The sequence below is a fragment of the Synechococcus sp. H60.2 genome (assembly GCF_047462315.1).
GTDB lineage: Bacteria > Cyanobacteriota > Cyanobacteriia > Thermostichales > Thermostichaceae > Thermostichus.
In genome coordinates, this window is sequence record NZ_JANSIZ010000004.1 from 51,303 (window position 1) to 62,251 (window position 10,949).

At 60.6% G+C, this 10,949-nt stretch carries 14 protein-coding genes; 5 read left to right on the forward strand and 9 right to left on the reverse strand.

The genetic code is table 11. The annotated features are described in order from the left end of the window. Positions 1–112: 112 nt before the first annotated feature. The 3 genes from tenA to NW845_RS01260 all read right to left on the reverse strand — a co-directional run bounded on the left by tenA (position 113) and on the right by NW845_RS01260 (position 2,720). Positions 113–772, reverse strand: a complete 660-nt coding sequence (tenA, locus tag NW845_RS01250; RefSeq protein WP_414376446.1) for a thiaminase II — start codon at positions 770–772, stop codon at positions 113–115. Between the two features lie 63 nt (positions 773–835). Further along, positions 836–1,861 (reverse strand): long-chain acyl-[acyl-carrier-protein] reductase, encoded by a 1,026-nt coding sequence (locus NW845_RS01255; protein WP_414364186.1) that lies wholly within the window; start codon positions 1,859–1,861, stop codon positions 836–838. A 127-nt stretch (positions 1,862–1,988) separates the two neighbouring features. Further along, the gene (locus tag NW845_RS01260) at positions 1,989–2,720 is read right to left on the reverse strand and encodes an aldehyde oxygenase (deformylating) (protein WP_414376448.1); all 732 of its coding nucleotides are present in this window, start codon (positions 2,718–2,720) and stop codon (positions 1,989–1,991) included. Positions 2,721–2,915: 195 nt separating this feature from the next. Between NW845_RS01260 and NW845_RS01265 the strand changes: the two genes are divergently transcribed. Then, positions 2,916–3,218 carry a hypothetical protein gene (locus NW845_RS01265; RefSeq protein ID WP_414364189.1) on the forward strand — a complete coding sequence of 101 codons (303 nt, stop codon included), beginning with the start codon at positions 2,916–2,918 and terminating at the stop codon, positions 3,216–3,218. Positions 3,219–3,234: 16 nt separating this feature from the next. Here NW845_RS01265 and NW845_RS01270 read toward each other — a convergent pair whose 3' ends face one another. Further along, positions 3,235–3,729, reverse strand: coding sequence for a pentapeptide repeat-containing protein (locus NW845_RS01270; RefSeq protein ID WP_414364190.1), 495 nt, complete (start codon positions 3,727–3,729; stop codon positions 3,235–3,237). Between the two features lie 205 nt (positions 3,730–3,934). Between NW845_RS01270 and NW845_RS01275 the strand changes: the two genes are divergently transcribed. Both NW845_RS01275 and atpD read left to right on the forward strand, forming a co-directional pair. Next, positions 3,935–4,243: a gas vesicle protein GvpV gene (locus tag NW845_RS01275; protein WP_414376450.1), complete on the forward strand. Its 309-nt coding sequence runs from the start codon at positions 3,935–3,937 to the stop codon at positions 4,241–4,243. A 386-nt stretch (positions 4,244–4,629) separates the two neighbouring features. Continuing rightward, positions 4,630–6,063 carry a F0F1 ATP synthase subunit beta gene (gene atpD, locus NW845_RS01280; RefSeq protein WP_414364192.1) on the forward strand — a complete coding sequence of 478 codons (1,434 nt, stop codon included), beginning with the start codon at positions 4,630–4,632 and terminating at the stop codon, positions 6,061–6,063. A gap of 50 nt (positions 6,064–6,113) precedes the next feature. Here the strand turns inward: atpD and rppA are convergent, their stop codons facing one another. Further along, positions 6,114–6,827 (reverse strand): two-component system response regulator RppA, encoded by a 714-nt coding sequence (gene rppA, locus NW845_RS01285; RefSeq protein ID WP_414376452.1) that lies wholly within the window; start codon positions 6,825–6,827, stop codon positions 6,114–6,116. Positions 6,828–6,830: 3 nt separating this feature from the next. Then, the gene (gene rsmI / locus NW845_RS01290; protein WP_414376454.1) at positions 6,831–7,763 is read right to left on the reverse strand and encodes a 16S rRNA (cytidine(1402)-2'-O)-methyltransferase; all 933 of its coding nucleotides are present in this window, start codon (positions 7,761–7,763) and stop codon (positions 6,831–6,833) included. 99 nt (positions 7,764–7,862) lie between these two features. Here rsmI and NW845_RS01295 point away from each other — a divergent pair, with 99 nt between their 5' ends. Both NW845_RS01295 and cbiB read left to right on the forward strand, forming a co-directional pair. Further along, on the forward strand, positions 7,863–8,327 hold the full coding sequence (locus NW845_RS01295) for an RrF2 family transcriptional regulator (RefSeq protein ID WP_414364198.1): 465 nt from the start codon (positions 7,863–7,865) through the stop codon (positions 8,325–8,327). Between the two features lie 22 nt (positions 8,328–8,349). After that, on the forward strand, positions 8,350–9,360 hold the full coding sequence (gene cbiB, locus NW845_RS01300) for an adenosylcobinamide-phosphate synthase CbiB (RefSeq protein ID WP_414364195.1): 1,011 nt from the start codon (positions 8,350–8,352) through the stop codon (positions 9,358–9,360). Positions 9,361–9,518: 158 nt separating this feature from the next. On the opposite strand, the gene NW845_RS01305 is transcribed toward cbiB, so the two are convergent. The 3 genes from NW845_RS01305 to tnpA all read right to left on the reverse strand — a co-directional run bounded on the left by NW845_RS01305 (position 9,519) and on the right by tnpA (position 10,928). Next, positions 9,519–9,803: a hypothetical protein gene (locus tag NW845_RS01305; RefSeq protein WP_414364196.1), complete on the reverse strand. Its 285-nt coding sequence runs from the start codon at positions 9,801–9,803 to the stop codon at positions 9,519–9,521. Next, positions 9,800–10,384, reverse strand: a complete 585-nt coding sequence (locus tag NW845_RS01310; protein ID WP_414376456.1) for a thylakoid membrane photosystem I accumulation factor — start codon at positions 10,382–10,384, stop codon at positions 9,800–9,802. Before NW845_RS01310 ends, NW845_RS01305 begins: the two co-directional genes overlap by 4 nt. 244 nt (positions 10,385–10,628) lie before the next feature. Next, entirely contained in the window at positions 10,629–10,928 is a 300-nt protein-coding gene (tnpA, locus tag NW845_RS01315) for an IS200/IS605 family transposase (protein ID WP_414376458.1), read from the reverse strand. Positions 10,929–10,949: the final 21 nt, after the last annotated feature.

The following is a 10,949-nucleotide window of genomic DNA, read 5'->3' on the forward strand; positions in this document are numbered from 1 at the left end:
CCAACCCCTCTGCCCCAAGGGGAGAGGGAAGCTGGAGTTCAACGGAGGGGCTGTTCCATAGCCACTTGCAATGGCAGCGACTACCTTGCTGAGCCGCCGGGCCCGGCAGGGATCAAGCCGGCTGCCAGGTTTCCAGGCGGTAGGCGCTATCCCAAAACAGCCATTCCAGTCGGGAGGCGGCTACAAAAGCGGCGGTCATCTTTTCCCGCATCGCCGCTGTGGTCTGCGCAGCCAAGGAGTCGGTGATGGCAAGCGCCTGTTGCACCACCTGGGCAAATTCTTCCCCCGCGTAGGTGTCGATCCATTGTTGGTAAGGATTGTTGGGCTTGGCGGTGCGGTAAATGGCGGATCCCACCTCACGGTAAATCCAGAAGCAGGGCAGCACGGCGGCCATGGCCACCTCGTAGGGATCCAAGGCAGCCGAGGCCAATAGAAAACGGGTGTAGGCGAAGCAGGCAGGAGCGTAGGTTGTCTCCGGCTGGATGTCGTAGAGGCGAAAGTAACTCTCGTGCAGGCTGCGTTCGGCAACAATGGCCCCCAGGGCAAAGTTCAAGAAACTCACCACCCGCTCAGCCCCTTCAGAACGAGCCCCGATCAAGGCGAGGGCGCGGGCAAAATCGGTGAGATAAAGAGCATCTTGCTGCAGGTAGAACTGGAAGCGCTGCCGCGAGAGGCTGCCTGCCGCCAGCTCTTGGTTAAAGGGGTGATCCAAGATCTGTTGGTAGATGGGCTCGATTGTCTGCCAGAGGTGGGTGGTAAAGGATTGGGACATGGTGGCTCTCTCGCAGCGTTGTCTATTTTCCTACCGCTTTTCAGAGGGTCGGCCTAGCTGGAGCTAGGCTTCGGGCATGAGGGGGCGGAAGCCATGCTTGCGAGACAGTTGCCCGATTAAATCCAGTTTTTCTAGGGTAATCAAGTTGCGGCCCCAACTGAAATTGGTGTGTAGGCCCTCGAACTCCAGGAGCATCGCCTCGGCAAAGCAGGCAAAGAGCTGGCGGGCCGGGTTGGCCACATTCAAAAACTGCATAATATTCCACTCGATATCGAGAGAGTGTTCCACCATGCCGCCGTCGATCACGTACAGCCCCTTGCGCTGCAACTTGGAGGCGATGTTTTTCGGGTAGCCACCGTCGATGATCACGCAGGGATCCGGCAACACCTGAGGATCGAGGGCCACCCCTTGGCTCATGCTGGCCACCCAGACGATGAAATCGGCGCGGGGCAAGGCCTCTTCCAAGGAAGAGATTTCCCCTTTTTTAAGTTTGGCCTGCAGCTCTTCTAGGCGTCGCCGCTCGCGGGCTATCAACAGCAATTTGGCCGGGGAAGTGTGGGCTACCAACCACTGGCAGATGGCACTACCGATATCGCCGGTGGCCCCCACCACGGCAACTGTGGCGGCTGCCAAATCCATGGCGTAGCGCTGGGCCGCCGCCTGCAATTGCTGACAGATAATATAGGCTGTGTGGGTGTTGCCGGTGGTAAAACGCCGAATTTCCAGGTCGATGTTGCGCACCCGCCGGAGGGTGTCAAGGCGAAAATTCTCGAAAATAATGCTGCTAAATCCTCCCAGGGTGGTGATGTTCAAGCCGCGCCGCTGCGCCAAGGCCATCGCATTCAAAATCTTGCGACAGGCCGCTTTTACCCGTCCCCCCGCCAACATTTCCGGCAGGAAACAGGATTCGACGTACTGGCCATAGATTTTTTGGCCCGTGATGCTGGTCACCACGATCTCGTCCACCACCTGAGGCGGAGCCATGCACCAAAATTCCAGGTCGCTCTCCGCATATTCGGAATACCCCAGCTTATCTGCTACCCGTTTTGCGTGGGCCAGGCTGGTCAGGTGCCCGATCAGGCCGAACATAGATGCTCACTCACTTCAATACTTATGAGCTCCATCCGGATCCCATCAAAACATGTCCGCACCCAGGAAGGGTAGGGAACGTTCCAGCCAGGCCGGAAAACCAATCGGCAGGCAGAGTTGAGCTGGGTCAGGCAGCCCGCAGACCCTGGGCCGAGAGGCGCATCACCTCGCGAGTGTTGAAACCGATGTTGGCCAGGGCCTCGCCGTAGGCGATCATGAAATCTTCTACAATGGCCTCGCGATCCATGTAAATGGCTTCCACATCCGCCTCTACCTGCTGCAGCATCTGCCAGACTAGAGGCAGATTTTGGGCGTTGGCCGCTTCGATCTGGGCTTTGACCTCGGCAAAGTGTTCGCCCAGCCAGCGCTCCCCAAAATTGAGGTGTAGATACTCGTCCTTAACTACCCCCTCGGTAATCTTGCGGGCAAAGTCATCGGCGACCGGGATGTAGATGTTGTAGGCAGCGATGGCAAAGCACTCGATGATCAAAGACTGAATGACAAAACAGGAGACCAGGTTCCTTGCCGCTGCGGCACTTTGGAAATTGTCCCGCAAAGGCGCGAAAAAGGCGCGGGCAAACTCCACATCGGGTTCCACCTGCAGGTTTTTGCCGCAGGCCTGGAAGCCCTTCATGTGGCGCAATTCCATCTTGGCCAGCTTGCGCAGCTCCTCTGCAGCTTCCGGCAGCATTTCGGCCAGCCTGAGGTAGTTGTCGTGGGCTTCTTGTTCCCCTTCGATAACAATACCGTTGATGCGGGAGTAGGCCTGCCGATACCCTGGGCTGCTGTAGTCTAGGGCAGTACCGCCCCCATCAGCGGGGGAGGGAGGGGTGTTGGGCAGGACGTTCGCTGGGGCCATACTCGTGCATCTCCTTTTGTCGTTGTAGATTGTTGTGAACCGCTTCGCCGGCCCTTCAACAATCCTGGCGCTTGCCACTCAATTGTTCCTCTACTCAGAATAGCCTTAGGTGGCGCGGAATTCATCGGATCCCTTTTGCCCAGGCAGGCAAGCCTGTTAGGGTGAGTGCTCAGGTGCCGTTGAGGAGCCTGGGGTATGTCTGCTCTTGGCGAGGGCCTGAATCAATTGCGCCAGTTGCTGGTGGATCTGGAGGAACAATCTCTCGATCAGCCAATTGGCAGCGCCGAGGAGGTGTTGCAGGTTATCGAGTTGGCAACGGCTTTTGAGCTGTTTGAGGCGGAAAGCAGCGGTTTGCTGCTCCAGATTGTGGCCAATCTCTGGGATCGGGTACGCCAGCACGCGCTGTCGGCGCAGGAGATCGAGGCGGTGGCGGAGAAGCTGCGGGCGGTGGGCTATACCGATGCCGAGATCCAGGAGATTTTGGATCTGGAGCCTTAGGACAACTAGCTGCAGGCTAGGCGGAAACCATGCCCAACTCGGCGGGGGCGACATCTGCTTCTAGGTGAGTGGCTGTGTCATAACAGGCTCCCCGCAGGTTGGCCAGCTTAAGTTTACAGCCCCTGAGGTTGGCCCCTTTTAGGTTGGCGCCGCTGAGGTTGGCCCCCGCCAGGTCGGCCTGGCTGAGATCGGCACCCCTCAGGTCGGCTGCGCTCAGGTTGGCGCCGCGCAGGTTGGCCCCTTGCAATCGGGATCCCGGCAACTTAGCTTTTTCCAGGTTAGCCAGGCGCAGGTTGGATCCCTGAAGGTCGGCTTGGCTGAGGTCGGCGCCGCCCAGGTAGGCCCGCTCCAGGTTGGCAGCGCCCAATTTGGCCTGCTGGAGGATTGCCCCGCCCAGGTCGATCCCAGCCAAGTCGGCACCAGCCAGGTCGGCTTCGGCCAATTGGCTGTTGCTGAAGTCCCGCTCACCGCTGCCATAACGCTGCAACAGTTCCGCTGCGGTTTCGACCATTGCTTTTCCCCATGCCAGACAAGTCGGATCCTACCGAGGAACAGGGTTGCCGCCAAGGGCGCAAATCCTCCAGGCAGCGCCTATCGGCCATGCCTTGCTCCTGTCTCTAGATCCGAATATCTGCCAAGGCCACTGGCCCTCTGGCCTACAAGAGCGCGCTAGGATGGGCGCAACGCCCTTTTCTCTGGATCCCATCTGTTCTGTTATGAGCTTGCCCCGCGTGCCCCGCTCCCGGCCCCGCCCAAAGTTGCGCTCGATCCCTCGCCGCAAAACCGAATCTGCTCTCTATGCCGAGATGCAGCAGCTCACTGTGGAAAAGCAGCGGCTCAACCAGGAATTGGAGTTCATTCAGGAACGGCAAGGGCAGATTCAAGCAAGGCTCTGGGAAATCGAACAAGCGCTACAGCGTTTTCAGCAGGAGGCAGAGCGCTTTCGGGATCCCGCCGCTGCTCCAGAACTGGCCACGGGCCGCTTCTCCTCCTCCCGTTTCCCGCCGATGACCTTTGAGTACTGAGCCAGGTTCCCTACGGGGTGGGGAAGCCAAAGCCATTGCCGAAGGCCGATGGATCCAAAAACTGGGTTTAAATCCCCGTCCTGTCCTTTGGGACGGCCTTGTGGTAGCTTTTGTATGGCGGCATGGGTAGTCAGCCGCTTCAAAAACCCAGTAGTCTAACCCCTAAGACATCAGCTAGGGTTTTGTCTGGGCCTGGAAGCGGTACCTTTGGGCAGAAGAGAACCGAGCAGTGAGACCAAAGTCCCAGGGCAGACCCGTTGGCTTTTGCTACCGGGATCCAACCGCCCAGGCTGACTCATGGCCCATTCTGATGTTGATTTCAACTCCCATCCGGCATCGCTGAGTCCATAACTGCAACTGAGCACACAAGGAGCTGAGCCTCGACCATGGTTACTGCCACCGCTACTGCGACCAACGTTGGCTACATCACTCAGGTCATTGGGCCTGTAATCGACGCCGAGTTTCCCAGCGGCAAGCTGCCTGAAATCTACAACGCTCTCAAGGTGGAAGCGACGACCGAAAGCGGCCTGAAGGTCAAAGTCACCTTTGAGGTGCAGCAGCTTTTGGGAGATAACCGCGTGCGGGCTGTGGCCATGTCTTCTACCGATGGCTTGGTGCGGGGCATGCCAGTGGTGGATACAGGTGCCCCGATTACCGTGCCGGTGGGCGAGGCTACCCTGGGTCGCATTTTCAACGTGCTGGGGGAGCCGGTGGATCAAGGTGAGCCGGTGCAAGCCAAGGAGTTTGCTCCTATCCACCGCAGCGCGCCGCCCTTTGTGGAGCTGACCGTCAAACCGGAGCCCTTTGAAACCGGCATCAAGGTGATCGACCTGCTGGCCCCCTTCAAGAGAGGTGGCAAGGTGGGCCTGTTTGGCGGCGCTGGCGTTGGCAAAACAGTGCTCATCCAGGAGCTGATCCACAACATCGCCGAGGAGCACTCCGGCCTATCGGTGTTTGCAGGCGTGGGAGAGCGCACCCGCGAGGGGAACGACCTCTACAACGAGATGAAAGAATCGGGGGTGCTGGACAAGGTGGCGCTGGTGTACGGCCAGATGAACGAGCCGCCGGGCGCCCGTATGCGGGTGGGCCTGACTGCCCTGACGATGGCGGAGTACTTCCGCGACGTCAACAAGCAGGATGTGCTGCTGTTTATCGACAACATCTTTCGCTTTGTGCAGGCCGGGTCGGAAGTGTCGGCGCTGTTGGGCCGCATGCCCTCAGCGGTAGGCTACCAGCCCACCTTGGCTACGGAAATGGGCAACCTGCAAGAGCGCATCACCTCTACCAAGCAGGGATCCATCACTTCGGTGCAGGCGGTGTATGTGCCTGCTGACGACTTGACGGATCCGGCACCGGCGACGACGTTTGCCCACCTGGATTCGACAGTGGTGCTGTCGCGCAGCTTGGCCGCCAAGGGCATCTACCCGGCGGTGGATCCTCTGGATTCTTCCTCCACCATCTTGCAGGCAGACATTGTGGGTGAGGAGCACTACAACACCGCCCAGGCGGTGAAGCAAACGCTGCAGCGCTACAAAGAGCTGCAGGATATCATCGCTATTCTGGGGTTGGACGAGCTGTCGGAAGAGGACAAGCTGGTGGTGGCCCGTGCCCGCCGTATCGAGCGCTTCCTGTCGCAGCCCTTCTTTGTGGCGGAGGTCTTCACCGGCTCGCCCGGCAAGTACGTGAAGTTGGAGGACACCATCAAGGGCTTCCAGCGCATTTTGTCGGGGGAACTGGACGATCTGCCGGAGCAGGCTTTTTACCTGGTGGGCACTATCGAAGAGGCCATTGAGAAGGCGGAGAAGCTCAAGTCTAAGTAATGCCCTCACCCCCAGCCCCGCTCCCGGCGGGAGAGGGGAGTTGATGACTGCTAGGGATCCTCGGCCACGGGCCCGAAGCGGTAGCCTTTGCCATAGACGGCGTGGATCAACTCGGGGGAGCCGGGCAAGCGCAGGCGACGCCGCAACAGGCGTACCTGGGCGGCCAGGACGTTGCTGCTGGGGGGATCCTCGCCGGCCCACACCCGCTCGTAGATCTGCTCGTGGGTGAGCAACTGGCCAGGGTGGGTCATGAAGTACTCCAGCAGGTGGAATTCCTTTTGGGAGAGGTGGATCATCCGCCCCTGGCGGTAGGCCACTTGGTTCTCCCGATCCAGCTCCAGATCCCCAATTTGCAGGCGAGGGATCCCTTCGCCGGGGCTGGCGGCCCGCCGCAAGAGGGCCCGCACCCGCGCCAGCAGCTCCCGCAGCTCGAAGGGCTTGACCAGGTAGTCGTCGGCGCCGGCGTCCAGCCCTTCCACCCGGTCGTCGAGGGTATCTTTGGCGGTTAGGAAGAGAATGGGGGTGGCGCGGGACGCAGTCCTTTCCACTTGGCGCACCTGTTGGCAGAGGGAGAGGCCGGACAGGCCCGGCAACATCCAGTCCAGTACCAGTAGGTCGTAGGGTGGAGCTGGGGGCTTCTGCAGCAGCTCCCAGGCACTGTTTCCCTCGTAGGCCACGTCCACGCTGTGGCCCTCTCGCCGCAGGTGCTGGGCCAGGGAATCGGCCAACTCCACTTCGTCGTCCACCAACAAGATGCGCGCCATGCTCTAGGAGTCTGTCTCGTCGTCGGTTGCAGAAGAAAGCTCGACTGCCGAGGAGCAATCCAAGCCGGGCAGCGGCTCCAGTTGCAAAGAGAGATCATAAAGGCGGCGCCGCGTCCAGAGGGGGGATCCCTGGAAGCGCTGGGCCAGTTGCCGGCTGGCGGCGGAGCGGGAGAGGCCCTCGGCCAGCAGGCGGGCCAGCTCCTGGCGAACTTCCGCTTCGGAAGGGGAGGTTTCTGCATCTTTTTCAGGGGAAGGCCGCCCCTCTAGAACAAGGGTGAACTCTCCCCGCGGTGGCTGGGCGGCGCAGTGCTCCAGAGCGGCGGCCAGGGATCCCCGCCAGAAGGACTCGTGCAGCTTAGTCAGCTCACGGGCCAGCACGATCTGCCGCTCCGGGCCGCAGTGAGCCAGGAGATCTTGCAGAGTTTGCTGCAGGCGGTGGGGGGCTTCGTAGAGGACGATGGTGCGCTCTTCTTGGGCCAGTTGTTGCAGACGGGCCTGCCGCTGGCTGGTCTTGAGCGGCAAAAAACCCTCGAAGACAAACCGCCCTGTGGCCAGCCCAGAAGCAGCCAAGGCGGCCACTGCCGCTACCGGGCCAGGCACCGGGATCACGGGGATCCCGGCTTGGATGCAGGCGCGCACCAGTTCTTCACCCGGATCGGAGATGGCGGGTGTGCCGGCATCGCTGATTAGAGCCACCGACTGCCCTGCTGCCAGATACTTCAGGATTTGCGGGATCCGCTGTGCTGTGTTGTGCTCGTGATAGCTGATGAGGCGGGCGGAGATCTGAAAGTGTTTAAGAAGCTGGCCGGAGTGGCGGGTGTCTTCTGCTGCCACCCAGTCCACCTCCCGCAAAACCCGCAGCGCCCGCAGGGTAATGTCTTCGCGGTTGCCGATGGGGGTCGCCACCAAGTAGAGACCGGCGGTGGGGCGCTCCATCTCGATAAGGCCAGAGCTAAGCGGGTACCGCTTTCCAGGTTAACCGCTCTGGCCGGGATCCCTGTGGCAGGATCGGGGAAGATTGGCGGGAGAAAGCGGGTGCGCCTGACCACGCGAGCTACCTATAGCATCCGGGCTTTGCTGGATCTGGCGATGCTCGGCGCGGGGCAGATGGCCTCGGTGCGGGCCATTGCTGAGCGACAGCGGATCCCGGCCCCCTATCTGGAAAAGCTGTTGATCGAGCTGCGCCAGGCCGGTTTGGTCTGTTCGCAGCGGGGGGCGCAGGGGGGCTACCGGCTGGCACGAGCACCGCGGCGGATCCCGATCAGCGCCATTTTGGCAGCGGTGGGAGAATCTCTGGATCCTCTCCCAGGCAGCTCTGAGAGGGCAGAGGCTCAGCAGGAAGGCTCTGCGGATGGGCTGGACTGGGTAACGGAGGCCCTCTGGCGGCGGATTGCCCAGCGGGTGGAGCAGGTGTTGGAGGAAACAACTCTGGAAGATCTCTACTTCGACGCCCGCAGTTGGCAGGCAGCCCAAAGTCAGGAGGGGGGGTTTGTGGTCTGATCGCGCCTGCGGGAGGGAGACCTTGCTGTTTTTCCCGAGTCAGCCGGCCGCTCCCCTGGTGCTGGCGGCAGCTTTGGGTCTGGATTACTGGTTGGCAGATCCCTGGGGGTGGCCCCATCCGGTGCGGGTAATGGGGGCGGTCATCGCCTGGGGACAAGGCTGTATCCTCAAGCACTGTTCGACCCCACAGGCACAACGGTGGGGCGGAGCAATGCTGACACTGGCGCTGCTGGCGGGATCCTACGCAGCAGGTTGGGGGCTGATCGCCGTTGCCCAGGCTCTCCATCCCTGGGCAGGGATCCTGATGCACGCCATCCTAATGGCCAGTTGCCTGGGGGGGCGCAGCCTGCGCTTTGCCGCCTTGGAGGTGTTGGATCCCTTGGAAAGGGGGGATCTGCCGCAGGCCCGCCAACGGCTGAGCCGCTACGTGGGCCGGGATACAGAGCACCTGACGGAGGCGGAGATTTTGCGGGCGGTGATCGAGACGGTGGCGGAAAATACCCCGGACGGGGCGACGGCCCCTTTGTTCTATGCCTTTTTGGGAGGGGCGCCCTTGGCTTTGGCCTACAAGGCCAGCAGCACCCTCGACTCGATGGTGGGCTATCGCCACGCCCCCTTCACCTACTTGGGCACGGTGCCGGCCCGCTGTGAGGATGTGCTGACCTGGCTGCCCTGCCGGCTGACGGTGCTGACCCTGGCCCTGCTCAGCGGGGATCCCTGGGGGTTTTGGCAGCGGTGTCGCCGCGACGGGCGGGCGGATCCCAGCCCCAATTCGGGGTGGAGCGAGGCGGCCTTTGCCTGGCGGCTGCAGATCCAGTTGGGAGGCACCAATTGCTATCGCGGGATCCCGAAGGAGAAGCCCAAGGTGGGGATCCCAGCCCGTCCCTTGAGCCCCCAGGTGGTGCGGGAAAGTCTGGGGCTGCTGCGGCAGGTTCTGGGGGTGTGGGGAAGTTGGATGGTGGGCGTAGCTCTAGTTCTCAGCTTGGGAGAGGGGCTGGGGGCCACTTCGGTATCGATTATTTGGTGGTATTGAGAAAGTCGCCGAGATTGAGGATGGTGTTTTGCTCGCTGACGATGGTTTGGATATCGTCAGGCAAGTTGCGGACGTACTCGAGCTCAAGGGCCTAGGGCGTCGCAGGCGCATGGGAAAGGGCTCCGGGATCCAAGACTTTTGATCTTTCTTAACGGGTGCTAGCTCAGCACCCAGCGCTGGAGAGCAATGCCAAGGAGCAGACCGAGGCCGCCAAAACGCAGCACCTGCCAAAAGGTGGTGGGAACGGGGTTAAACACTTCCAACAGGTAGGCTTGCAGGCGTTGTTCCAATTGGCTAACTTCCGCCTGAATTTCAGCCCAGTGTTCGGGGGAAAGCTGGGACAGGCGCTCCAGCTCGCGTAGATCGGCCAGCCGCGCTTGCAAGCTCTCGAGCTTGGCTTGCAGAGCCTCAAGCAAATCCGGGGAATCGGGAGGGGCGGTCACAGCTGTGCCTCGGCTGGGGGGGCAGGGGAACGGGGTCGGGAAAATCCGGTCTGAATTTCGTTGAAGGGCTTAGCTTTGATCACCCCTGGGGGGACAGGATCCAACTGGAAGAGGGCGCGAATGGCGTTTTCCACTTCGGTGATGGGGCGGTTGCCAATGGATTGGTAGACGAGGTTGCCCTGGGAGTCAAAAAGGAGGGTCTGGGGAACTCGGCCGCTGTAGTACTGGCCGCGCTCGTCCCCAGGCAGGAGGGAATCAACAGAATAGGGAATGAAATAGACTGCCCGGCCATAGCGAACTTGCAGGTTGGCCAGGGTGGCTGCGTATTTTTTGCAGTCGCTGCTGTCGTCAATGTAGTAAACGAGGAGGGCCGGGATCCCTTGTTCTTTCGCCTGCTTGAGGGAGACGCGCGGCGGAACCATGCCGCCGTTGGAGCCGTAGAGGGCAAAGATGTTGCCGTCGTAGCGGTCGTCGTTGAGGAGGGCATAGGCAGGCAGAGACAACCAGCCTATGAACACGACGCACAAAGCCACCAGGAGAAGACGCAGCCACAGCATGATTTGGAGAGGACTGTTGGGCAAAGAGGGGGCTCCCTCATTGTGCCATTTTGCTCTGGCGCCGTGCTCCCCCTTCCAGTTTGCGGTGGGATCCCTTCATGAACGTTGGATAGTGGTCTCGATCCGCCGTTGTTTTTTCACTGAATCTGCCCTCACCAGCCAGATGTAGTCCTTGGGAAAACGGCTGAGGCACTGCTTGACAGCCTGAAAGTCAGCAGCCGATTCTTTTGGCTTAATCGGCGGGAAGCCCCGCGGAGAACAAGTGAATTTAACGTAAGGCGCGGGATTCCCCACCCGGGTGGGGAGGGATAGCGCCTCCTGACTGATTCTGGATATATCGCTTCACAATTTCTAGAGGTGCACCGCCCCATGAGACAATGCACTTAGAATCATGCCAAAGCTTAGCCTTTCCCCAGTACACTTGATTGAGCTGTTCCGCAAACTGTTGCCTTAGTATGCGACTTGATGCTGACTTGAGAAAAGAAACGAGGTTAGATAGGTTGTTATCAGGCTGCAGGTCGATGAGCAGGTGAACATGGTCTGGCTCACCATCAAACCCAATTAGCACACTCCGGTTAGCGGCCAAAAC